Origin of the sequence: Chryseobacterium daeguense DSM 19388, from assembly GCF_000430825.1 — a bacterium.
GTDB lineage: Bacteria > Bacteroidota > Bacteroidia > Flavobacteriales > Weeksellaceae > Chryseobacterium > Chryseobacterium daeguense.
This window is the reverse complement of the sequence record NZ_AUMT01000002.1, coordinates 50857-76271: the sequence shown is the minus strand read 5'-3', so window position 1 is coordinate 76271 and position 25415 is coordinate 50857. Positions and strand designations below refer to the sequence as shown.

Sequence of the window (25415 nt, the reverse complement as noted above, 5' to 3'; positions counted from 1 at the left end):
CTGAATTTTGAGCGGAATCCTTTATTTTGTTCCCACGCCGGTGGGGAACTTGGAAGATATGACTTTCAGAGCGGTCAATGTTTTGAAAGAGGTTGATTACATTTTATGCGAAGACACAAGAACTTCCGGAATTCTTTTAAAGCATTTCGAAATTTCCAAGCCATTAAAATCTTATCATCTGCATAATGAGCATCAGGCAACGGAAAAAGTGATTACAGACCTTAAAAACGGCCAGAATATCGCGATTATTACCGATGCAGGAACTCCCGGTATTTCGGACCCCGGATATCTGCTGAGCAAAGCCGGTGCTGATAATGATATTGAAATGATTTGCCTTCCCGGAGCCACGGCTTTTGTGCCGGCTTTGGTAGTTTCCGGCCTTCCGAATAACGAATTTCTTTTCGCTGGATTTTTGCCCCAGAAAAAAGGGAGGCAAACAAAGCTGAAACAGCTTGCAGAAGAGAAAAAGACCATCGTTTTATACGAAAGTCCACATAAGATCAACACGACCTTGGAACAGATAAAAGAATTCTTTGGAGAAGAAACCAAGGTAAGCCTGAGCAGGGAAATTTCGAAAAAATTTGAAGAAACAAAACGCGGAACAATCAGCGAGTTAATTGATTTTTCAAAAAGCAAAACTTTAAAAGGTGAGATTGTTCTCATTGTAAATAATTCTATTTAATTGAAAAAATTAATTTTCGTACTGATCTCATCGGTTTGCATGGGCCAGACGGATCAGTATAAACAGATACTTTTAACTAAAAAGCTGGGCAAAGAAGTTCATTCCTACGCAAAAGGCTACGGAATGCTCACAGACGCCAAAACCGGGAAATCCGGCATTGTAGATTCTTTAGGCACTATTACTTTTGATTATCCTTTTAAAAGTGACATTTCACGTTTATGGAAAAACCGTTTTATTTTAAAGGTAAAATCGGGAAATTCCAATGGAAAAACGGCTTTAATTGATGAAAAAGGAAATGAGCTGATTCCTCTGGATAATTTTAAATTCAGAACATGGGAGAAAAGGGATCGCCTTATCTATTCAAAACAGGGTAAGGAATGTGTTTATGATTTTAATGGAAAACAAATAATTCCTTTTTCTGATAAAATAGAATTTGCAAGCGACAGTAGATTTTTCGTTAAAAACAACAATACGTGGCTTATCTATGACTTTGACGGGAAACAGGTTTCCGACCGGGAATTTACCGATGATCTTCGTTTTTATAAAGGACGAACCTATATCACAAAAAATGAAAAATCTGGTGAAGTTATAGACAATAACGGTAAAACACTGAGCACGATTTCCAATCATAATGTGGACAATATCAATGCTTTCCCGTATCTGGTTACCCTGGATGTTTCAAAAAACAAATATGGAATCATAGATGAAAAAGAAAATCTGATAGCCGACGAAATTTACGAACAGGCTTTTGTAGGCCGTGAATATATTTATCTCACAAAAGATGACAAAGTAAGCGTTTTTTCTAAGAACGAAGGAAAGCTCTATAATCTTGATTTTCATTATGTAAACAGAATTTTTGATGATTTGTTTAAAACCTCTCAGGATTATAAAAACCCGAAAGCAGCAGTTATAAGACTTACAGGAGAAACTGTTTTCCCGAAAGAATATGACAGGGTGGAAGGATTAAACATTGGCGGGGAAAAATATCTTTACTTAAGAAAAGGAGAGGAAGAAAATCTTTTGGATAAAGATTTAAAAGATGTCTTAGATAATGAATATGAAATTGAGAAAATTTTTCCCAATACTTTAATCCTCAGAAAAGAAAATACTTATTACAGATTTTCACCTAAAGACAAGAAATATACTGAGCTGAAAGGTTTTAAGGACATGAGGCTTTCAGATACCTACCCGGCATTAATCGGTAAAAACAGCGAAAACCTGTATGGAATACTGAACGAAAATGGTAATGAAATGGTTCCTTTTGTGTATGAAGACATCCTTACATTTTCCGGAGCCAATGAATTTGTGGTTAAAAAAGGCGGTAAATTCGGGGTTAGCAATCATATGCATGAACCATTAACAGAGATTATTTTTGATAGATACATCACCGATAAGAAGGGAATAAAGCTGTTAAAGGGTAAAACTTCTGAATACATTAATTTCACGGAACAGGAGGAAAGAAATTTCATCAATTAGTGACTTTTTTATTAAAAAAGCCCCAAAATTGTTATAAAATTTTACTAAAAAAATGATTTAAAATGCATTGAATAACATTTTGTAATATCTTTGCGCACCAATTATTTGATAAATTTAAATAATAGTATATTAGCCAACTTTCAAAAGGCTAGGAAGTTCAAGAATATAATTGTCATAAATATGAAACTATTAGAAGGAAAAGTAGCGCTAATAACGGGAGCTACAAGAGGAATCGGGAAGGGAATTGCTGAAATGTATGCTCAGCATGGCGCGAAAATAGCATTCACTTATGCCGGATCTGTAGACAAAGCGAAAGAATTAGAAGCGACTTTAAGTTCTGTAACTCAAATTAAAGGTTACCAATCAGATGCATCGGATTTTGATGCGGCTCAAACATTAGTGGACGAGGTGATGGCAGAATTCGGGCAGGTAGATATTCTGATCAACAATGCAGGAATTACTAAAGACAATCTTTTATTGAGAATGTCCAAAGACGATTGGGACAAAGTAATTAATGTAAATCTTGATTCCGTATTCAACCTTACAAAAGCGGTGATTAAGCCAATGATGAAGGCAAAATCAGGATCTATTATCAATATGACTTCAGTAGTGGGAATCAGCGGAAATGCAGGACAGGCAAACTATGCCGCTTCTAAGGCAGGAGTTATCGGGTTTACAAAATCTGTAGCGTTGGAGCTGGGTTCAAGAAACATCCGCTGCAATGCAATTGCTCCGGGATTCATTGAAACAGAAATGACGGCAGCTTTAGACGAAAAAGCAACTCAGAAATGGGCAGAAGCAATTCCTATGAAAAAGCTTGGAAAAACAACAGATGTTGCCAATGCATGCGTATTTCTAGGAAGTGATATGGCTTCTTATATCAATGGTCAGACATTGAACGTAGACGGAGGTTTGTTGACATAAAATATATGAAATTAGCACAGAATATTACTTTATTCTTGTCGATTTTATTATTTATCGGTCTGGTTTACATTGCTTTTTTTAATGTTTATCAGACCGATGATTATATCTATTTCTGGGGAACAAAAAAATTGGGCTTCATAGGAAATGCAATAGATTTTTATACCCATTGGGGCGGCAGGTATTTCGGTTATACTATCAATATGCTTAATCCTGTATCAAAGGATCCGCAAAATATTTTACCGAAAATATATCCAGCTGTTTTATTTATAAGCTTTATTGTTGTTTCAGCTTTCAATTTTAAACAATACTTTAACGATACATTTTCCCAATCCATAAAGAAGGCATTTCTTCTTTTTTTCTTTTATACGGTTCTATTGATCAGTATTTCAGAACATTATTTCTGGATTAGCGGGTCTAATATTTACTTTCTGCCAGCTATTTTATCAGGTATTCTATTATTTTCCTACAAAAAGTTCCAAAAAAAAGGAGGCAAATTCTGGTTGTTTTTAAACTGTTCTTTAGTAATAATTTTACCAGGTTCTAACGAAATCTTAGCATTACTTTTATTAGGAGTCTTATCAGCTTTATATTTTCAGAAAAAAAGCCTAGAAACAAGAATATTATTAACCATAGCAATAATTGGTGTTTTGGTTAGTTTTCTTGCACCAGGAAATTTTAAAAGAATGGCAGATTCTACCGATATTTTTTACATTAAATGGGTAAAAAGAATCGGCGCTTTCGGACTTAATACTTTCTATATTTTAATTAAAATCATTTTTATCCTTCCGCTTTTTATTAAAATTTTTGAAAATGAGTTAAGGGAAATCGCTGAAAAAATCGGCTTTAAAAAATCGGTTTTAGTTTGGGGTATTTCTTTTCTGCCACTTGTGTTTACGGGATATATTATCAATACAATCGGGCGGCAGTTTGAAAATGTAATGTTCTTTTTCCTGCTTACTTTTGCATTATTGGTGATGTTTAAATTTAATAAAATCAAAAAGTTCTGGTGGCTGAGCTTAATTGTTGTTTTTTTACCGGAAACAGATATTTTACCGCAAAAATATTCCAATTTTAATATTGATTATAACTTAAAGAATATTATTCAGGAAGTTTTTTTCTCAGATTTAAAAGAATATGATAGAGAAATAGAAAACCGTATTTCTCTCATTCAAAATTCAAAGAAGGACTCATTAGTGGTTGAAAAAATAAAAACTATTCCAAAAGTTCTATATTTTGACGAAATGTCTTCAGTGAATGAAGATAAAAGCTATGTGGATGACCAGCTGGAAAAATATTTTAATAAAAAATATATAAGAACAAAATAGGACATCTTGCGATATTCTATTTTTCTTTTTCCTTCAAAACTTTATTAAAAATATTCTTAATCTGAAGATCCCCGAATCCGAAAATTCCCAACTCATCCCGAAATTTTTCAAAGACCAAATCAAAATCGCTAATGCCGTTTTCCATTAAGTTTGCAATGAAAACTTCTGGATTTATACTGACATAAGAATTTATAACTTCCTGTAAATAGCGGTAGCAATCTGACTGTTTTTCAGATAATTGTTTTAATGTCTCTTTATCATTATTCTGATAAGCTTTCCAAAGATTAATACCAAGTTCTATATCTGCTTCATCAAATAAAACCCGTGACTGTAAAGATTTCTCAAGATCAGAAATTTCTGAGTCGGAAAAACCACGCCAGTTATTTTCTTTCATTGTATTTGGAAATACCCTGTAAATTTTTAAGTTTTGATTTTTAGGGATTAAATAAAGGCAAAACCACATATTGACCTGGCAGAATAAGTCATCCTCAAACCAAAGATTCACCTCAGAATTCTCTGGAATAGCCAAAATTTTATCAAATTCAGAAACTACTTTTTTAAAATAATCATCCTTTTCAGCTGGATATTCTTTTGAAATGAAATCTGCTCTCATATCGAAAAAATCTACCAGATTATCAGCCTGCAAAGGCCCTGAAACTAAAGCTTCTCTACAGATAATTGTCTCGCCGCCAACTGAAGCTTCCTTCAGTTGTCCGGCGAGACAGTCACCATTTACTATGTTCAATATTGTATTCAAAATCCTAATCTTTAAAAACCTGGTTTTCTTGTTCCTGAACCCGTATGAAAGTTGTTCTTTTGGACAACTCTTTTAATTTCGAAGCACCGACATAGGTACACGTAGAACGGACACCGCCCAAAATATCTTTCACCGTCTCAGAAACCGGACCTTTGTATGGAACCTTTACTGTTTTTCCTTCTGATGCCCGATATTCTGCAACACCCCCGGAATGCTTATCCATCGCAGTTTTTGAGCTCATTCCGTAAAATAAGCGGTATTTTTTGCCATTCTCTTCAATGATTTCGCCGCCACTTTCATCATGACCGGCAAACATTCCGCCCAGCATTACAAAATCTGCACCGCCGCCAAATGCCTTCGCAACATCTCCGGGAACTTTACAACCGCCGTCAGCAATAATATGACCACCTAAACCGTGCGCGGCGTCAGAACATTCAATAATCGCAGAAAGCTGAGGATAGCCAACACCGGTTTTTACTCGTGTGGTGCAGACCGAACCCGGCCCAATCCCGACTTTTATAATATCCGCACCTACCAAAAGCAGCTCTTCAACCATTTCTCCGGTTACTACATTGCCGGCGATGATGATTTTATCTGGAAAATTAGCCCTTGCCTTCTTCACAAAATCCACGAAATGCTCAGAATAACCATTGGCCACATCAATGCAGAGAAACTCGATTTTTGGATGCTTTTCGAGGATAGTTCTTATTTTTTCCTCGTCTGCTTTTCCGGTTCCGGTGCTTAATGCAATATATTGATGGATTTCTTTGGGCTGGCTATTCAGAAATTCAGACCATTCTTCAGGAGTATAATGCTTATGAACTGCCGTAATAATTTTATCTTTTGCTAGCTCCACTGCCATTTCAAAGGTTCCCACCGTATCCATATTTGCTGCAATGATGGGAGTTCCCTTCCATTTTTTTTGAGTATGTCTGAAGGTGAATTCTCTTTCAAGATCTACTTCGGAACGGGACTTTAGAGTGGAACGTTTCGGACGGAACATTACATCTTTAAATCCCAGTTTAATATCATATTCTATACGCATTTTGTAATTTATTTTGAATAATAAAGTTAGCAAATAATATTAAATACAGTATTTTTAAAACCATGGATTTTCCTGTTACTTTTCACATTTTCGGTAAAACGGTTCTTGCGCATCCGGTTTTTGAAACATTAGGGATTTTTCTCGGGATGCGGTATTATTTTTATTTAAAAAGAAAATCTAAAGAAAAACTTTCTTTTAATACCTCTGCAGCAGTTTTAATTGGAGCTACGGCAGGTGCTTTGATCGGATCCAAATTGATTGGAAATCTTGAAAATCCATTTAAACTTTTTAATCAATTTGATTTTGCAATCTTCTGGACCAATAATACGATTGTCGGGGGGCTGGCTTTTGGCTTAATAGGCGTTGAGCTGGCAAAAAAAGTGGTTGGTCACAAAGAGAGTACAGGAGATTTAATTGTTTTTCCTTTGATTTTAGCAATGATTATCGGCCGGATCGGTTGTTTTCTGACGGGTGTTCATGAGGAAACTTACGGTATTCCTACTGATTTTATTTTCGGGATGCATCTTGGAGATCAATACCTTAGACATCCGGTTGCGTTATATGAAATTGCCTTTTTGATCATCCTTTGGATTGTTTTAAAAATAATTCAAAAGAAAAATAAGTATCCTTCAGGGTTTATTTTTCAATTATTTATGATGAGTTACTTCACTTTCCGGTTTTTACTGGATTTTATTAAGCCGCGGGTAGAGCTTCTGGGAAATTTAGGAACGATTCAGCTGGTTTGTATTGGCGTAATTATTTATTATATTTTTAAAATCAAGAACAAAAAAACTGTAAATTCACATTAAATTCATCAATTATGAAAGCATTGACACTTTTAGAGGTCGGAAATCTTGGCGGTCTTGTTGCGATGATTATTTTGATCATTGTGGGTGTGGCAGTTTTTGTATCCTTGGTTATTACAGTTTTTGTGAAGCTTATTTATGAAAGCAAAGACGGACGCAAGTTTTCAAAAAAACAATTTTGGCAGACGATGCTGATCTCATTATTGATCTGCGGGCTAATCAGTGGATTTGTCTGCGGAGGAATGTAAAAATAAATCTATGCCTGTAAGAAATTATACTTATTACGATTATACCATCAGTCTTTGTCCGGAATGCCTGAAAAGGGTCGGAGCAAAGATCATCATTGAGGATGAAGCTGTTTTCATGACGAAAAGATGCCCGGATCATGGCTTTTTTAAGACAAAAATTGCCTCTGATGTTCATTATTACAAAAACATAAGAAACTATAACAAAGCCTCGGAAATGCCCGTTCATTTCGGTACCGATGTAGAATACGGATGTCCGTACGACTGCGGCTTATGTGTTGATCATGAGCAGCATAGCTGTCTTTCTATTGTGGAAGTTACGGATCGCTGCAACCTTACCTGTCCTACATGTTACGCCATGTCTTCACCGCATTACGGAAGCCACAGGAGTCTGGAGGAAATAGAAGCGATGTTTGATATTATTGTTAAAAACGAAGGAGAGCCGGATGTCGTGCAGATCAGCGGGGGAGAACCCACGATTCATCCCCGGTTTTTTGAAATAATGGATATTGCTAAATCGAAACCGATAAAGCATTTAATGTTGAATACCAACGGTGTAAGGATAGCCAATGATCCGGGTTTTGCAGAAAAGCTGGCAACTTATGCACCGGAATTTGAAATTTACCTGCAGTTTGACTCATTTAAGCCGGAAGTTTTACAGGATTTCAGGGGAAAAGATCTTACGGATGTTCGTATGAAGGCTTTGGAAAAATTAAATGCTTTAAGCCTTTCCACAACATTGGTCATTGTTCTTCAAAAAGGAAAAAATATTGATGAGATCGGAAAGATTATTGATTTTGCTTTAAAACAAAAATGTGTCCGTGGAATTACTTTTCAGCCAGTGGAAATTGCAGGAAGAAACCGTGAAGATTCTGCTTATGAAAAAATTACGCTCACGGAGGTAAGACAGGAAATCCTTAACCAGTTTCCCCTACTGAATTCGGATGATATTATTCCGGTTCCGTGTAATCCGGATGCGCTTGCAATGGGATATATTTTAAAGCTTGAAGGTGAAACCATTCCTTTAACACGATATATCAATCCGGCTGATTTACTGAACAATGAGACTAGAAACACCATTGTTTATGAGCAGGATACAGGCTTGCAGATGCAGCTTCTGGATATTTTCAGCACCGGAATTTCCGTGGATAAAGTACAGCCTAAAGTGAACCAGCTATTATGTTGTCTTCCAGAAGTTTCAGCTCCAAATTTAGATTATGATAATCTTTTCAGAATTATTATCATGAATTTTATGGATGCGCATGATTTTGATGTTCGTGCAGTGAAGAAATCGTGTGTTCATATCGTTAATAAAGATTTGAAATTAATTCCTTTTGAAACCATGAACCTTTTTTACCGTGATGATAAGAGTAAATATTTGCAGGAATTGAGGAGAGAGGATAAGGTTTTGTTTTAATTTAAATTTAACCACAGATTTCACAAATTTTCACAGATGATTGCATATAAAATCTGTGTTAATCCGTGAAATCTGTGGTTAAATTATATAGATTGATTTAATCAAAATTCATTACCTCTTCCAGCGTTTTCATATACTCATACGCCGTCATATCAAATTTCACAGGAACAATCGAAATATACCCGTTGGCCAGGGCCGTTTCATCCGCATCAGGAGACTCATCCATATTGTTGAAATATCCTGTAAGCCAGTAATATTTTTTACCGTGAGGATTCACCCTTTCATCAAAGCTTTCTTCCCATTTTGCATGAGCCTGCTTGCAGACTTTTACGCCTTTTATTTCTTCTTTGCTCAGCTTGGGGATGTTTACATTTAAAACAATTCCTTTCGGCATCGGCTTTTCCAGTGTTCTTCTTACGATATTCTGAATATGTTCTTTAGCTTGTGTAAAATCTGCCTCCCAGCTGAAATCCAATAATGAAAACCCAATCGCCGGAAGATTTTCTACTCCCGCTTCTACAGCGGCAGACATGGTACCGGAATAGATTACGTTGATGGAAGAATTCGCACCGTGATTGATTCCTGATACTACAATATCCGGTCTTCTTGGAAGGATTTTATCAAGAGCCATTTTTACACAGTCAACGGGGGTACCGCTGCATGAAAAATCTCTTTGAGGCCCTTCAAGATGCACTTCTTCGTAGCTTAGGGTAGAATTAATGGTAATAGCGTGACCTTTACCGCTTTGTGGAGAATTGGGAGCAACGACTACTACTTCTCCTATTTCGTTCATAAAACTGACTAGATTTCTGATACCCGGTGCTGTAATTCCGTCATCATTGGTAACCAGAATAAGTGGTCTTTCCATAAAAAAATTTAATTTTCACAAATATACGATGTAATTTGATGATTATTGATTCATTTGTACTTATATAAATTATTTAAGAATTATTTTAAATGAAACAGGGTAAATCTTCTTTTTTTAAGTCTAAGATTAAAAATAATATTTAAAAAAGTAATATAAAATGATTTATCTATGGAAATTATTATTGTAATAGGATGAATATTATGTTTTGTTTTTATTTGCTCTAAAAGAAAATATTTTGAAAACTAAAGCGTTTTGAATACCAAATAATAACTATAAAATTGGTATTATGGGACATTATTCGCCCAAAGTAATACTACAATAAAAATAAACTAATGCAAACATCCTTTTTTAAGATTGCCACTTCCGCAGCAGCAATTTGTTTCAGTACTGTTGTTTTTGCCCAGCAAAAATACTCGGTAAGCGGCACGGTAAAAGATAAAAAGAACGGAGAGCTGCTCATTGGGGTTATGGTAAAGGTGGCAGAAGACCCTTCAATATCTGTTGCCGCCAATGAATATGGCTTTTACTCGCTCTCTCTTCCGAGGGGTGTGTACACTTTAATAATTTCAAATCCAGGATATCAGGATTTTCAGCAAAATATTGTTGTTGAAGAAAATGTTAAGCAGGATCTTCAGCTAAGCTCCGAATCTGAAATTCAGGAAAATACAACAAAAATTGACGAAGTCGTGCTTTCCGGGATCAAAAAAGACAAAAATCTCAGTACCGCTCAGATGGGTACGGAAACCCTGAGCATTAAAAGCATAGAAAAACTTCCTGTTTTATTCGGCGAGAGGGATGTTATGAAAACCATTCAGCTTTTGCCTGGAATTAAAAGCAACGGAGAAGGCAGCAGCGGATTCAGCGTAAGGGGAGGCGCAGCAGATCAAAACCTGATATTGCTGGATGAAGCCCCTGTATACAATGCTTCGCATTTGCTGGGATTTTTCAGCACATTCAACAGTGACGCATTGAAGGACGCGAGTATAATCAAAGGAAACAGTCCGGCACAGTATGGAGGAAGACTGTCATCTGTTCTGGATGTAAAAATGAAAGACGGGAACAATAAAGATTACAATGTAAACGGTGGAATAGGATTAATCAGCAGCAGGCTGAGTGTGGAAGGGCCTATTCAAAAAGAAAAATCTTCATTTATTGTTTCCGGGAGAAGAACTTATGCCGATCTTTTTTTGAAAGCAACAGATGATTTTAAAGACAGCAAACTGTATTTTTATGATCTTAATTTAAAAGCCAATTACCAGATCAATGAAAATAACAGGCTTTATTTATCAGGGTATTTCGGAAGGGACGTTCTGGGACTGGGAGACACTTTTTCAACGGATTGGGGGAATACCACGGCAACACTTCGCTGGAACAGCATTATCAGCAGTAAATTATTTTCCAATACATCCCTTATTTACAGCAATTACAATTACAATGTAAGCCTTTCAAGCAACAATAATACCTTCGGATTGGATTCCCAGATAGAAGACTGGAATCTTAAGCAGGATTTTAGCTGGTTTGCAGGAAATAAGCATTCTGTAAAATTTGGTTTACAGTCTATTTATCACACTATTACACCAAGCAGCGCATCGGGAACAAGCGTCAGCAGCTTTCCGAGAAATCCAAGATCTTCCTGGGAAAACGCCTTGTATATCAATGATGATTTTAAAGCAACAGAAAAGCTTACCATTAATTATGGTGTAAGACTTTCAGCATTCAGTGTTCTGGGAGGGGATACTTTTAATATTTATGAAAACGGAAATCTTACCGAATCTAAAATGCTGGAAAAAGGCAAATTTGGGAAAACATATGTAAACCTTGAGCCCAGAATTACCGCCAATTACAGAATTAATGAAGTAAGCAGCATCAAAGGAGGTTATTCCAGGAATACACAAAATCTTCACCTTTTAAGTAACAGCGGCAGCGGAAATCCCACCGACCAGTGGATCGGGAGTAGCTATACTGTAAAGCCGGAAATTGCAGACCAGCTGAGCATGGGCTACAGCAGGAACTTTAACAATAATAATTATGAGCTGAATGCCGAGATTTATTATAAATCAATGCAAAATCAGATTGATTATAAAAACGGAGCACAGATTACATTCGATACCGCGGCAGATGTGGAAAGTGAATTACTTTTTGGAAAAGGAAGGGCTTATGGTTTAGAATTAATCGCTAAAAAGAAAAGCGGAAAGCTTACCGGATGGATTTCTTATACCTTATCAAAAACAGAAAGAAAGATAAACGGAATTAATGATAATGATTGGTACAACGCCAGAATGGACAAAACACATGATCTTTCGGTAGTGGCCACTTATCAGCTGAATCCGAAATGGTCTTTTTCAGGATTATTCCTTTACAGCACCGGTAATGCGGTTACTTTCCCTACGGGTAAATATGAGCTGAACGGGCAGACTATTTTCCAGTACAGCAGCAGAAACGCAGACAGAATGCCTGCTTATCACAGGATGGACCTGAGTGCAACATATGAGCCTGTTTCCAATAAACGTTTTAAAGGTTCATGGTCTTTCGGGATTTATAATGTGTACGGAAGAGAAAATGCCTACATCATCACTTTTGAAGACAATCCGGATAAACCGGGAACTACGCGGGCAATACAGACCTCATTATTCAGATGGGTACCTAATATCACCTATAATTTCAAATTTTAGATCATGAAAAATATATTTTTAATCATTATATCGATTTTTTTGGTAACGTCGTGTGAAAAGGAAATCGACCTTAATCTTGAAGATCAAAGCGGGAAAATCATTATTGAAGGTAATGTTACAGATCAGGCAGGGCCTTATTATGTAAGAATTACGAAATCCGTAGCTTTTACAGAAATCAATCAATATCCTGCTGTTGAAAACGCCGTTGTAGTATTAAGCGACAATGCCGGGCAGACCGAAACATTACAATATGCAGGCAACGGAAATTACAAAACTTCTGCTTTTACAGGCGTATCGGGAAGAGTTTATACCTTAAAAATCCAGGCAGAAGGTAAAGAATATACAGCTCAAAGTACTATGCCTTCAGCTGTTTCATTTGAAGGGTTAGAGCAGGATTCTTTCATGGTTGGCGGCGAAACTAGCTATACGCTTTTACCTGTTTTTACAGATCCTCAGGCGTTAGGAAACCGTTATCTTTTTAGTTTTACGGTAAACAACAATCCGAAGAGGTTTTTTTCAGAATTTTCTGATAATGTGAATAACGGGCTTCCCAACCAAAGACCGCTACTTCTTCCCAACGATGATGAGGAAGCAGATGATATCAAAGTCGTTGTGGGAGATACGATTCATGTGGAAATGCAGTGTATTGATCAAAGCGTTTACACTTATTACTCGGCCTTGTTGCAGCTGTCAGATGGTGGTCCCGGTGGAGGTGTTACTCCGGCCAATCCTCCAAGCAACATTAATAATGGAGCTCTGGGATATTTTTCTGCTCATACAGTAAGGACGAAAAGTATTGTTATTGAGTAAATTAGATTTTAGATTAAAAATTTTCGGGAATATAAATAACGTCACTAAAAAAAGTGGCGTTATTTTTTAGTGGTGAAAGCCGGAAGAAGGAAGCTGGAAGTTGCTATCAGGCCTACAATTTCTGACATTGCTGTAAAATTTGAAGAAGCAATTTAAAGGAATAATAAATTACAGGACTTAACATTTTTTACCCCCAACTAACTTCCTTCTCCCAGCAGCCAGCTTCCTTATCAACCGAAAAGCCTTAATTAAAATTATTGACTTATTGAAAATTTGTGCTGATGACTGAAAATAATTACTTTGCGTTTTCATTTTAACAAAAATTCTTAAAAGTAACCGATATTTACAAAGAAGGTATTAAATTTGATATTTTGTAACAGTAAATGAAAATTTGCTACTTATTGAGATACTTTTTAGAAATTAATAAAAATACATGACAGATTTATGTGGAAAAATTTTAAACTAAATAAATTTTTACTCCTAATTCCATTAACAAGTCTAATGTTTTGTTTCAACTCGCCAAAGAACGATGATGAAAAGATGCAGACAATAATGGTGAGCGTAAAGAACACACTTTCTTACTTACATTACAGCCCAAAGCCTATTAACGATGCCTATTCGAAAGATGTTTACAAACATTACTTCGAGCTGGTAGATCCGGCAAAAAGATACTTCCTGCAGTCTGATATGGATGAGTTCGGAAAGCATGAAACAAAGCTTGATGATTATATTAATCAGGGGGACCTTACTTTCTATAAACTTACAATCGACAGGCTGTATCAGAGGGTAGATGAGATCGATAAGATCACTCAGGATATTTTCAGCAAGCCTATTAACCTTGAAGAAGATGAAACGCTTACACTTGAGCCAAAGTTAAAAAAAGTTCCTGCCAATAAGCAGGAGCAATACAACGAGTGGAAAAAATTCATCAAATACAATATCCTTCAGGAAATTGAATCTATGAACAGCAAGGAAGAAGCTCAGAAAGAGAAGAAAGATTCCGTTCAAAAGTATAACCTGAAAGATACCATAAAATATCAGCCTCTTGCACCGGATCAGAAGCTTAAAAAAGCGACTAATGAAGTGAAAGATCTTGTAAAAGAAACATTTACAAGGTTTAAAAAGAGAAAGAAAATGGATTGGTTCACCGTTTACATGAACGCTTATACGGAAGTTTTCGATCCTCACACCAATTATTACTCTCCAAAGGATAAAGAAGATTTTGATACCAACTTCACAGGGAAAGTAATCGGTATCGGAGCAATCATTCAGGAGAAAAAAGGAAATCTTTATCTGGGAGCATTGACGATCGGGGCACCTGCATGGAAATCTAAACAGCTTTCCGAAGGGGATAAAATTTTAAAAGTAAAATCCAAACCGAAAGAAGATGCCGTAAATGTCGTGGGAATGCTTTCTGACGAAGCTGTGCGCTTAATCAGAGGTGAAAAAGGAACACCGGTAACATTAACCGTCCAGAAAAAAGACGGGACAATAAAAGACGTAACCATGATCCGTGAAGAGGTGGCTATTGAAGATACTTTCGCAAGAAGTATTGTTGTAAACTCTCCAAACGGTAAAAAATACGGGTTTATCAATTTACCAAGCTTCAACGCAGATTTCGAAGATGCTAAAGGAAGAAACGCATCTGATGATATTAAAAATGAGATCATTAAATTAAAAGCCCAAAACATCGAAGGAATTGTTCTGGATTTAAGAAATAACGGCGGTGGTTCATTGACGGAAGTGGGTGATATTATGGGGCTTTTCATGGATGCAGGACCTTACGTTCAGGTAAAAGACGGAAACGGAAAAATCCAGACTTTAAAAAATAAAAATGAAACCCCAATCTGGACAGGGCCTCTTGTCATCATGCAGAATGAGCTTTCAGCTTCGGCTTCTGAGATTTTAGCTGGGGTAATGCAGGATTACGGAAGAGCAATGATCATTGGTTCGCCGCAATCTTTTGGAAAAGGAACAGTTCAGACATTTGTTGATTTAAACAGATTCCTGAATACGGAAGATGATTTTGGGTCATTGAAGCTTACTATTCAGAAGTTTTACAGAATTACCGGGGAATCTACCCAGAGAAAAGGAATTGTTTCTGACCTTCAGATGAAAGATTTCTTCACGTATGCAGAAATCGGGGAAAGATATGATGACTTTGCTTTAGCATGGGATAAAATTCCTGCTACAAGCTTCCAGAAGCTTAATTACTTTGACATTAAGGCTTTAGAAGCTAAAAGCGCATCAAGAATGGCTAAAAACAACAATTATCAGCTGTTATTGGAGTCAGCACAATGGAGAGAGCAACTGGATAAAGAAGAAAATATTACGCTTAATATTAATAAGTTTAATGAATTGATGAAGCAGAGAAAAGCTCAGATCGAGAAGTTCAAAGTATTGACAAAATTCGATAACGGACTGAAATTCATGATGTATCCTGCCGAGATTGAAAGAGAGAAAAAAGATGAAGCATTCAAGAAAAAATCTGAAATGTGGGTAAAAAATCTTAGAAAAGACACTTACCTTCAGGAAGCAATGAACATTATTGCAGATATGAGTGTAAAGTCTTAAGATATAGATTATAAACACAAAAAAACCGTTGGCTGAGGTTCAAAGCCAACGGTTTTTTTATTTAAATAAAATTGAATTACTTAATCTCCACACATCCTACTCTTCCTCCCGCATTTCCGGTCGGCTGAGTATGGAAATCGTCCGCAGCAGCATGTACAATAAGACCTTTTCCTATGATGTTTTTAGATTCGTCTGCGCATCCCAGACACCATTTATCGGTCTTGAAAGTCAGCACTGCATTTCCATTCTGGTCAGCTACTAAATTACCGATATCTCCCATGTGGAAGTGCTCGGCACCCCATTTTCCGTGATCGTCTTTTGCCGGATTCCAGTGTCCGCCGGTTGAGGTTCCGTCTGCCGCGGAGCAGTCGCCTTTTTCATGAATGTGTACCGCATGAATTCCCGGAGTAAGGTTGGTAACATCAAGTTTCATGATAACCTCATTTCCTTTTTGGGTAAATTTCGCGGTTCCTCCTGTTTGGGTGTTGCTTTTAGACATGACCTGGTATGTATTCGTTGTTCCGCAAGAAACAGCAAATAATGCACATCCGGCCATTAAAGCCAATGTTTTTACTTTCATTTTTAAATGATTTAAAGTGATTTTAGGATAAATTTAAAAAACATTTCCCGAAACCTTCAAGGAATTAGCCTTTTTTTATGTTAAATAATAATTCCCTGTATTATATTACAGCTTGTCTTTTGCTCATATAATTTAAGTTTTTTAAACTAATCTTTGCTGAGCGAAACGCCTTTGCGAAGGAAAGATATACATGATATTTTTAAAAAACGTTGTGAACTTAGTTTAGTGTTGAAACAAAAAAGACGATTCAGAATTAAAAAACGACAATTCAGCAACAAAAATTAAATTCAGGCAAAAAATCCTCCTATTTTTGAATCGAAATTAACAGCTATGAAAACAAAATTATTATTTCTCATTTCTTTATTCTTATTTACGTTAAATTTTGCCCAGGTAAAAATCACCGGGAAAGTTACCTACAGAAACAAAGGAGTAGGAGAGGTAAATGTTACATTAAAAGACACTTACGACGGCGCAACCACCGATGCCGAAGGTAATTTCTCTTTTGAAACCTCAGAAAAAGGAAATCGTGTTTTAACCTTCACCCATCCGAAATATATCGATGTTGAAAAACCGATTACCATTGAAAATCAGGAAGTTTCTGTAAATGCAGAATTAAAAGAACAGATCAATGAAATTGATGCGGTAGTAGTTTCCGCAGGTTCTATCGAAGCAAGTGACAAAAAAAGAGCAACAGCACTTTTAACCCCGATTGATATCTACACCACAGCAGGAGCGGACGGCCAGATTTCATCTGCATTGACTTATCTTCCCGGCGTTCAGAAAGTTGGAGAAACAGAAGGTCTTTTTATCCGTGGCGGAACGGGAACAGAATCTAAAATTTTCATGGACGGAAGCCTTATTAATAACTATTTTTCAAATTCAGTTCCGGGAATTGCGGGCAGGGACCGTTTTAATACTTCTCTTTTTAAAGGAAATGTTTTTTCCAGTGGCGGATATTCTGCGCTGTACGGGCAGGCGCTTTCCGGAGCGCTGATGCTCGAAAGTGTTGATCTTCCGGATCAAAGCTCATACGATTTCGGAGTTTCTCCTATTTTTTTGAATGCGGGGTTTCAGAGATTAAGTGAAAGTAAAAATTCTTCTTTTGGGGCTACTTTAGGTTATTCAAATCTAAAGCTGATGCAGGAAGTTTTTAATTTTAACACCAATTTTTCAGAGGCGCCTCAAGGCCTGAACGCGGATTTTAATTTCAGAATCAAAACAAAATCTGGCGGCTTCTTCAAATATTACGGAATGTACGACTCCAACAGGATGGGTGTTACCATGGAAAGCCTTGAGCCCCAAGAATATGATCAGTCGCTGGTCAATTTAAAAGGCAAAAACACTTATCATAATTTATCTTTCAAACAAAAATTCGGGAAATATCTTTTCAATGCGGGTGCTTCTTATTCTTATAATAAGTCCGATCTTGATTTTTCAACTCAAAAAGATAACATTGAATCCGGAAATACAAAACTTTTGAATGACGGAAATTATATCAATTTCAAAGCAGTTTTAGAAAGGAAAATTAATAAAATCAGTGCCTTACGCGGAGGGTTTGAACTGAACAGTACGAATGAAAAACTTAATTTTAACGATTTTGTAGAAAAAAACTATAAAGATTTCATTTCTTCTGTTTTTGTGGAAACAGATTTGGGTTTCAGCAATCAGCTGTCCGCGAAAATAGGAGTGAGAGCAGAGAATTCTTCTTATCTTAAAAAGAGCAATATTGCACCAAGATTTGCTTTAGCTTACCGTTTTGCAGCCAACTGGACCACCTCTTTTGCCTATGGACTTTTCTATCAGAATCCTGAAAGCAGGTACATCAACGGCCCTGCAAATCTGGATTTCCAGAAGTCTCAGCATTATATTTTACAGGTTCAGAGGGCTACCGAAGGCAGAAGTTTACGATTTGAAGCGTTTTACAAAAAGTATGATGATTTGCTGAAGGTTAAAAATTTACCTTTTAAAGACGGTCAGAATCAGTATGTCCAGACTGCGGATAACAACAGTGGTTATGGCTATGCAAAAGGGCTTGAGCTTTTCTGGAGAGACAAAAAAACGTTCGAAAATATAGATTACTGGATCAGTTATTCGTTTTTGGATTCGAAGAGGGATTTTATTAATTATCCTTTTAGCTTGAAACCCAATTTCGCATCAGAGCATACTATTTCTGCAGTAGCGAAAAGATTCATTACTAAATGGAAAACAGGAGTTAATTTTTCTTATACTTACACAAAAGGACGTCCATATTATGATATTGCCACCAAAAAAGTGAATAATGATGAAGTATACTATGTAAGAAATGAGGGAAAATTAAAGGATTATAATGCATTGAACTTCAGCATCAATTATCTACCCAATTTAGGTAAAAAAGATGCAAAAGCATTTACGGTGCTGGTTTTAAGTGTATCCAATATTTTAGGCTCAAAAAATATTTACGGATATAATTTTTCTTCTGACGGATCAAGAAATTCAGCCGTTGTGCCACCTGTAAACACCTTTGTTTTTATCGGCGCATTCATCAGTTTTGGAGTAGATAAGACACAGGATGCTATTAATAATAATCTGTAAAAATAGTAATAAACAGAATTTTCAATAATTTAATTATTAAATAAATACATATCTTTGAATAAATATAAGTTAATCTTAAAAAAAATTAAAAAAATGAAGAAATATCTATTAAGTTTTGCTTTAGCTTTTATGAGCATAACGGCATTTGCTCAGGCTGATTACGAAAAAGCAATGAAAGAAAATATCGCAAAAATAGAAACAGCCAAAACACCTGAAGAATTTACAACTTTAGCAAATAATTTTCACAGAATCTCCGGAAAAGATGAAAATAACTGGCTTCCTTTTTACTACGCTGCACTGGCAAACATCCAAAAAGGAAGGGCATTAATGAGAGATGGTAAAACTCAGGATCTGGATTTTATTGCAGGACAGGCAGAAAAATACATCGGTGCTGCTTCCCACGTGGCTCCTACGGATAACGCAGAAATTCATTTATTGAGCAAAATGGCGTATTCCCTGAAAATGATGGTAAATCCTCAGCAGAGATATATGACAGACGGTGTAAAAGCAGCAGAAGAAATGAAAAAAGCTGAAAAGCTTGATCCTAACAACCCAAGAGTTGCGCTGATTAAGGCGGAAGATACATACTTCACTCCGGAGCAATACGGTGGAAGCAAAACTAAAGGAATAGAGCAGTTTAAGGAAGCTTTGGCAAAATTCAACTCTTATACTCCGAAGTCTGAATTCGAACCAAACTGGGGTAAGGCGGAAGCTGAATATTTCGTAAGTACTGCAAAAAAATAATATTTTAATTATCTCATCTTAACCTTCCTTTACGGAAGGTTTTTTTGTGCCATTCAGCAATGAAAAATGACGACTCGGCAAAAAATAATTTTTAATACTTTTAGTATCGGCTAATTTTGAACCAAGAAAACTTCTATGAAACGTAAAAGCATTATCGTATTACTTTGGGTAACGTTGGGAACCACGCTGTTTTTCTTTTTGTTTTTTAACAATGAAAAGACGATTCAGAATTTTGGGATTACTTTCCTGATCTGCGCCATGTATTCTTTTATCCTCGGCTTCGGGAATATGGTAATCAATGATTTTCTCAATAAAAAGTTCCCGTGGTCTGAAACCACCAGAATTAGAGCGATATTGAGTGTTATTTCAATTATTATCGGGAATTTCATTTTGGTTTACCTGTGCAATTATCTTAACTATGTTGTGATCCAGAAAACGGCAACCCTGGATGAGTTTTTCTCTTCAAAATATGGCTTTACCAATTGGTTTACAATTAATATTGCATTATTGATATCAGCCTTCCTCCACGCAAAAAGCTTTATGGAAGAGCTTAAAAAAACTTCCAAAAAAGAAGTAGTGGAGCAGAAGCTTATTGCAAAATCTGCCAACGCGCAGTTTGAAAGTTTAAAAAACCAGTTAGACCCGCATTTTTTATTTAATTCATTGAATGTTTTAAGCTCATTAATTGATGAAAACCCGAGGCAGGCACAGAAATTTACCGCTTCAATGTCAAAGATTTACCGCTATGTACTTGAACAAAAAGATAAAGAGCTGGTAACCGTAGAAGACGAGCTGGAATTCGCGAAAACATATTGTGAATTATTAAAAACAAGATTTGAAGACAGTGTAGATTTTGTTTTTGATGTGAAAAAAGAAGATTACCGCAGATTCGTTGTTCCGCTTTCATTGCAGCTGCTGCTGGAGAATTGTATCAAGCATAATTTTGCGACTTCTTCAAAACCATTAATCATCAGAATTTTTTCCGAAAACGATATACTTTGCATAGAGAATAATCTACAGGTGAGAGAGCAGATAAAAGAGAGCTCCGGCATCGGCCTGGCAAATATTGTGCAGCGATATTCTTTATTGACGAAGCGAAATGTTTTTATAGAAAAATCTGAAGATTATTTTAAAGTAAAGCTTCCGATACTGTCGGTTAAGCCAAACGTTGTCAGTGAAAAGGTTGAAGATAAAGATAAAGCCTACGAAAGGGCTCAGAAAAGGGTAAAGGAAATCAAAAGTTTCTACGGAAATCTTATTTCATACTGTATTGTCATTCCTTTTTTAATTATCATTAATCTTACCACAAATCCTAAAAACATCTGGTTCTTTTTTCCAATGCTGGGTTGGGGAATAGGCTTGGCTGCCCATGGAATGAGTGTTTTCGCGATTGGCAAAAAATGGGAAGAAAAGAAAATCAGGGAAATTTTAGAAAAACAAAACAAACGATAAAAAACGATCACTATGGAAAATATAAGCAAAGATGACATCAGATACAAGGAAGCAGAAAGAAGAGTAAAAAAAATTAAGAACTTTTACACCTTTACCTTTATTTATTTCGCGGTAAATATTTTTATTCTTTTTCTAAATTATAGAGAATTAAAACCCAATGAAACTATCTGGCAGCTAAAATATTTCTCACTACCTCTTTTCTGGGGAATTGGAGTTATTGCCTATGGAATGAGTGTGTTTTTACCAGGTTTTGTGCTTGGAAACAGATGGGAAGAGAAAAAAATTAAAGAGCTGATGGAAAAAGAAAATAGGCAAAAGGCAGATAGCAACTAAGCCTTCTGCGCATATTGAAACACTAAGAGTAATATATTATCTCGATTAAAGTAATCCCAATTCCATTGAGTTGGGATTTTACAATTCAGTAAGCAAATTCTACGGTTCAGTGATATTAAATTGATTTGAGGGTATTTTCCAACCTACATTTGTATAACAAAAACAAACAAAAAAATATGGAAACTACATCATTCAGCAAAGAAAATTTGGCTTACGAAAAAGCAACAAAAAGAGTAAAAAAATTGAAAGGATTTTATGGAAATCTTACTTCATACTGTCTTGTGATCCCGTTTTTAATTGCATTGAACCTTCTTACTGATTCACGCCACTTATGGTTTTTCTGGCCAATGTTGGGGTGGGGAGTTGGTCTTGCAGCACACGCAATCAATACTTTTGGGATCGGAAAAGACTGGGAAGAAAGAAAAATTAAAGAATTAATGGAAGAGGAAAGAAAAAACACAAAATCACTTTAAAAATTAATCATTAACCTTAAAGCTTACTAAAATGAACTATAATCAGGCACAGCAAAGAGTAAACGATTTAAAAAAATTCTATAAAAACTTAGTTTGGTTTGGAATTGTTTCGTTAATTGTCTTTTTTAATGATATTTTCGAGAAAGGAAAATTTGATATATCTTTATTTCATGGGTCTATAATTTTAACAATTTGGGCTATTGTATTGACAGTAAAAGCTGTAAAATTATTCATCTTAAATTCTGATTGGGAGAATAAAATCCTACAGCAGGAAATGAAAAAAACAAAAGAATCTATTAAGTTTTAATACCTGGCAACTTTTAAGTATTTTTATTTCAAATTAAAAAATAAATTCGGATTTCATGATCAAAACAGTCATTATCGAAGATGAAAAGCCCGCTTCTAGGAAACTAGAAAGAATGTTGAGTGAATTCCCTAAAATAGAATTGGTTGCAAAAATAGAGTCTGTAGAAGAAGGCGTGCAGTGGTTTTCCGAAAATGAACATCCGCAGCTGATCTTTTCAGATATTGTACTGGGAGACGGCCTGTCGTTCGATATTTTTGAAAAAGTTCCTACAAAAGCGTTCATTATTTATACGACCGCATTTGATCAGTATACTTTAAAAGCCTTCAAACTGAATAGTATTGATTATCTTTTAAAGCCTATTTTGGATGAAGATCTGGCTGGAGCAATAGAAAAATTCAAATCATTTATTCCTTCAGATAGTTCTGTTAATTCGCAGGAAATTAAGCAGTTAATTAAAAAAGAAAAAACTACCCTTTCCAGGATTTTAGTTAAAATTGGATATAACCTTAAAATTGTTCAGACAAGCGAGATAAGCTGTTTCTTCAGTGAAAACAAAATTGTTTATCTGCAGACACAAGAACGCTCATATCCGTCAGATTTTACTCTGGATGAGCTCGAAGATGTTCTGGATGAAAAGAAGTTTTTCCGGGCGAACAGGCAGTTTATTATTAATTCAGATTATATTAAAAATATCCATACTTCGCCCCATTATAAGGTTGAATTACAATTTCAGCCACAAGAAGAAATTACCGTAAGCCGTGATCGGGTAAAAGATTTTAAAGATTGGCTGGTGGGCTGATTTTGAACTATTTCATTGTATATTTCGAATTTTATCATTTCTTAAATTTATATTAAAAAAAGTTTATTCTTTTTTATTTAAAATTGAATTTTGGTTAAAATTTGATAAAGTTTATAGCGTTTTCACGCGGGTAATGTTCTTTAATTATTCTAAAAACAGGAATAAAATAATCATTTATTAATTTTTTTTATTTAGAATATAAATCAAAATCTATTTTTTAACTAATGGTTTGCTGTTTTCGTATAAATTGTTGTATAAATAAGCTTGTGTAATTTATTCTTCTAAGAGTCTATATTTGCAGAAAAATGCAAATGATGAAAACAACAATGCTGGCAGTCTTTTTGTCAGCTTTTTCGTACGCACAGCAAAGCTATTCCATCAATGGGCTGGTAAAGGATGAAAGCAGTGGTGAGCCTATTACAGGAGCCATAATCACTGTAAAAGAAAACCCCGGTGTGAAAATTGAAACCAATGAATATGGTTTTTATACACTCTCTCTTCCGGAAAATGACTACACTTTGGTCATTACTCATCCCAAGCACAAAGCTTCAAGTAAAAACATCCATCTTGCCGGAACCCTTAAAATGGATTGGGTACTCGAAAAAGAAAACGAAATCGAAATGGTGGAAATTAAAGGTAAAAAATCTCCTGTTGTCACCAAATCCAAACTGGGAGGAGATGTTTTAGACGTTATGGCAACATCGAAGCTGCCGGTACTTTTCGGGGAAAGGGATATTCTTAAAACAATACAGTTCCTGCCAGGAATATCCTCCAATGAAGGCAGCGCCGGGTTAAGTGTAAGAGGAGGAAATACAGATCAGAATCTTGTTTTGTTTGATGGAGCTCCGGTTTTCAATAATTCTCACTTTTTAGGATTTTTCAGTACATTCAACAGTGATGCATTAAGGAATGTTACGCTTTATAAAGCCAATATTCCGTCACAATTCGGGGGAAGGCTTTCATCAGTTCTTGATATTAAAGGAAAGGAAGGGAACAACCAGAAATATGCCATTAATGGAGGAATCGGGCTTATCAGCAGCAGGCTGAGTGTAGAAGGGCCTATCCAGAAGGGGAAATCATCATTCATTATATCCGGAAGGAGAACCTATGCGGATCTTTTATATAATTTGCTCTCAAAAGAAGAAGTAGATAAAAAAGCAAAACTGTATTTCTACGATTTGAATGCAAAGATGAACTTTCAGATCAATGCCAATAACAGCATTCATTTATCCGGCTATTTTGGGAAAGATGTCTTTGATTATGATGATTTTCATAATAATTGGGGCAATATAGCTTCATCATTGCGCTGGAACAGCATTATCAGCAGCAAGGTGTTTTCAAACACTTCAGTTTCATACAGTAACTACAACTATAATATCGGTGCGGAGGGCGAAACTGGTGAAACATTTGATATAAAACCAAAAATTAATAACTGGATTTTCAAGCAGGATTTTTCACATTATCTTAATGAAAAGCATTCCCTAAATTACGGACTTCAGGCCTCGTATTATAATTTTTCCCTTCCGAAGATTTCCGGATCGCAGACTGAGCTTTTTCACGATGAAAAAAGATCCATGTGGGAAAATGCCCTGTATGTAAATGATGATTTTAAAGTTACAGATAAATTAAACTTAAACTACGGAATCCGCGCTACTCTTTACTCTGCAGGAAAAGAAAAACTGGCCTATGGAGAACCATTGCAAAAAACAACCAATATTATTTTTGAGCCAAGGATTCTGATGAATTATGAATTGAATAAAAGCAATCTCATAACTGCATCTTACAACAGGACTTCACAAGGCCTGCAGGCACTTACAGCCAATGACGGAAGCTTTACCAATGATATCTGGATCAATCTTAAAAAGCCTATGATATCAGATCATTTTAGCTTAGGCTACACGAAAAAATTTGAAGGAGGATATGAGATAGGCACCGATATTTTCTATAAAAAGATGTCGAATATATCAGATTATAAGGAAGGTGTCAAGATTTCTCAGGTTGATGATATGCAGAATAATCTTTTATTCAATGGCAGCGGCAGGGCATACGGTCTTGAATTGCTTGCTAAAAAACAAGCGGTAGCCTTACCGGATGGGTTTCCTATACCTTATCTAAATCTGAAAGAAAAATTGAAGGAATCAGTCAGGGAAACTGGTACAATGCTCCACAGGATAAAACACACAATTTATCCATTGTTGCTAATTACTCGGTAAGCCCAAAATGGACCTTCTCAGGAGCATTTGTCTTCTCTACCGGAAATGCGGTGACGTTCCCTGTCGGAAGATATACATTGGATGGGCAAACCTATTTACAGTATGGCGCAAGAAATGCCAACAGAATGCCTTCTTATCACAGGCTTGATCTTAACGCGACTTATGAGCCGCAGAACAATAATCGTTTCAAAAGCTCATGGTCTTTCGGGCTCTATAATATTTACGGGAGAAAAAATCCGTACAGCATAGAATTTTCTTCAACAGATAACGAGACCATCAAAATCACGAAGTTTTCATTGTTCTCCATTGTACCCAACATAACTTATAACTTTAAATTTTAAT

23 protein-coding genes are annotated in these 25415 nt (G+C 35.9%); 19 read left to right on the top strand and 4 right to left on the bottom strand.

Annotated features, from left to right (window positions below; all coding sequences use genetic code 11):
* Positions 1-7 precede the first annotated feature (7 nt).
* From rsmI to H560_RS0102775, 4 genes are all read left to right on the top strand, one after another.
* Entirely contained in the window at positions 8-682 is a 675-nt protein-coding gene (gene rsmI, locus H560_RS0102790; RefSeq protein WP_027378631.1) for a 16S rRNA (cytidine(1402)-2'-O)-methyltransferase, read from the top strand.
* Entirely contained in the window at positions 683-2158 is a 1476-nt protein-coding gene (locus tag H560_RS0102785; protein WP_155844943.1) for a WG repeat-containing protein, read from the top strand.
* 180 nt (positions 2159-2338) lie between these two features.
* Positions 2339-3082: a 3-oxoacyl-[acyl-carrier-protein] reductase gene (fabG, locus tag H560_RS0102780; RefSeq protein ID WP_027378629.1), complete on the top strand. Its 744-nt coding sequence runs from the start codon at positions 2339-2341 to the stop codon at positions 3080-3082.
* A gap of 5 nt (positions 3083-3087) precedes the next feature.
* A complete protein-coding gene (locus tag H560_RS0102775) occupies positions 3088-4407 on the top strand; it encodes a DUF6056 family protein (protein ID WP_027378628.1) in 1320 nt (439 codons plus the stop codon).
* A 16-nt stretch (positions 4408-4423) separates the two neighbouring features.
* Here the strand turns inward: H560_RS0102775 and H560_RS0102770 are convergent, their stop codons facing one another.
* Positions 4424-5164: a DUF1835 domain-containing protein gene (locus tag H560_RS0102770; RefSeq protein ID WP_228372406.1), complete on the bottom strand. Its 741-nt coding sequence runs from the start codon at positions 5162-5164 to the stop codon at positions 4424-4426.
* 4 nt (positions 5165-5168) lie between these two features.
* On the bottom strand, positions 5169-6209 hold the full coding sequence (locus H560_RS0102765) for a GMP reductase (RefSeq protein WP_027378626.1): 1041 nt from the start codon (positions 6207-6209) through the stop codon (positions 5169-5171).
* A gap of 62 nt (positions 6210-6271) precedes the next feature.
* On the opposite strand from H560_RS0102765, the gene H560_RS0102760 reads away from it, so the two are divergent.
* From H560_RS0102760 to H560_RS0102750, 3 genes are read left to right on the top strand one after another with little or no spacing between them, the layout of a single operon-like run.
* Positions 6272-7018 (top strand): prolipoprotein diacylglyceryl transferase, encoded by a 747-nt coding sequence (locus H560_RS0102760; RefSeq protein WP_027378625.1) that lies wholly within the window; start codon positions 6272-6274, stop codon positions 7016-7018.
* Between the two features lie 11 nt (positions 7019-7029).
* Positions 7030-7263, top strand: a complete 234-nt coding sequence (locus H560_RS0102755) for a hypothetical protein (RefSeq protein ID WP_027378624.1) — start codon at positions 7030-7032, stop codon at positions 7261-7263.
* A gap of 10 nt (positions 7264-7273) precedes the next feature.
* Complete coding sequence (locus H560_RS0102750) at positions 7274-8677, top strand: radical SAM protein (RefSeq protein WP_027378623.1); 1404 nt, start codon at positions 7274-7276, stop codon at positions 8675-8677.
* A 97-nt stretch (positions 8678-8774) separates the two neighbouring features.
* On the opposite strand, the gene surE is transcribed toward H560_RS0102750, so the two are convergent.
* Positions 8775-9545, bottom strand: coding sequence for a 5'/3'-nucleotidase SurE (gene surE, locus H560_RS0102745; RefSeq protein ID WP_027378622.1), 771 nt, complete (start codon positions 9543-9545; stop codon positions 8775-8777).
* 332 nt (positions 9546-9877) lie between these two features.
* On the opposite strand from surE, the gene H560_RS0102740 reads away from it, so the two are divergent.
* The 3 genes from H560_RS0102740 (at position 9878) to H560_RS0102720 (ending at position 15601) form a co-directional block, all read left to right on the top strand.
* Entirely contained in the window at positions 9878-12217 is a 2340-nt protein-coding gene (locus H560_RS0102740; RefSeq protein WP_027378621.1) for a TonB-dependent receptor, read from the top strand.
* Between the two features lie 3 nt (positions 12218-12220).
* A complete protein-coding gene (locus H560_RS0102735) occupies positions 12221-13027 on the top strand; it encodes a DUF4249 domain-containing protein (protein WP_027378620.1) in 807 nt (268 codons plus the stop codon).
* A gap of 444 nt (positions 13028-13471) precedes the next feature.
* Positions 13472-15601, top strand: a complete 2130-nt coding sequence (locus H560_RS0102720; protein ID WP_027378619.1) for a carboxy terminal-processing peptidase — start codon at positions 13472-13474, stop codon at positions 15599-15601.
* A 76-nt stretch (positions 15602-15677) separates the two neighbouring features.
* Here H560_RS0102720 and H560_RS0102715 read toward each other — a convergent pair whose 3' ends face one another.
* Positions 15678-16181, bottom strand: coding sequence for a superoxide dismutase family protein (locus tag H560_RS0102715; protein WP_027378618.1), 504 nt, complete (start codon positions 16179-16181; stop codon positions 15678-15680).
* 330 nt (positions 16182-16511) lie between these two features.
* Between H560_RS0102715 and H560_RS0102710 the strand changes: the two genes are divergently transcribed.
* From H560_RS0102710 to H560_RS22235, 9 genes are all read left to right on the top strand, one after another.
* Complete coding sequence (locus H560_RS0102710) at positions 16512-18752, top strand: TonB-dependent receptor (protein ID WP_027378617.1); 2241 nt, start codon at positions 16512-16514, stop codon at positions 18750-18752.
* A gap of 93 nt (positions 18753-18845) precedes the next feature.
* Positions 18846-19496 carry a hypothetical protein gene (locus H560_RS0102705; protein WP_027378616.1) on the top strand — a complete coding sequence of 217 codons (651 nt, stop codon included), beginning with the start codon at positions 18846-18848 and terminating at the stop codon, positions 19494-19496.
* Positions 19497-19631: 135 nt separating this feature from the next.
* Positions 19632-20948 carry a 2TM domain-containing protein gene (locus tag H560_RS0102700; protein WP_027378615.1) on the top strand — a complete coding sequence of 439 codons (1317 nt, stop codon included), beginning with the start codon at positions 19632-19634 and terminating at the stop codon, positions 20946-20948.
* A gap of 12 nt (positions 20949-20960) precedes the next feature.
* Entirely contained in the window at positions 20961-21281 is a 321-nt protein-coding gene (locus H560_RS0102695) for a 2TM domain-containing protein (protein WP_034752139.1), read from the top strand.
* 176 nt (positions 21282-21457) lie between these two features.
* Positions 21458-21754: a 2TM domain-containing protein gene (locus H560_RS0102690; RefSeq protein ID WP_027378613.1), complete on the top strand. Its 297-nt coding sequence runs from the start codon at positions 21458-21460 to the stop codon at positions 21752-21754.
* A 31-nt stretch (positions 21755-21785) separates the two neighbouring features.
* Positions 21786-22061: a 2TM domain-containing protein gene (locus tag H560_RS0102685; protein ID WP_027378612.1), complete on the top strand. Its 276-nt coding sequence runs from the start codon at positions 21786-21788 to the stop codon at positions 22059-22061.
* A gap of 55 nt (positions 22062-22116) precedes the next feature.
* Positions 22117-22860 (top strand): LytR/AlgR family response regulator transcription factor, encoded by a 744-nt coding sequence (locus tag H560_RS0102680; RefSeq protein WP_081413916.1) that lies wholly within the window; start codon positions 22117-22119, stop codon positions 22858-22860.
* Positions 22861-23171: 311 nt separating this feature from the next.
* Entirely contained in the window at positions 23172-25073 is a 1902-nt protein-coding gene (locus H560_RS20990) for a TonB-dependent receptor (RefSeq protein ID WP_162143845.1), read from the top strand.
* Between the two features lie 50 nt (positions 25074-25123).
* Complete coding sequence (locus H560_RS22235; protein ID WP_051289117.1) at positions 25124-25414, top strand: TonB-dependent receptor; 291 nt, start codon at positions 25124-25126, stop codon at positions 25412-25414.
* Position 25415: the final 1 nt, after the last annotated feature.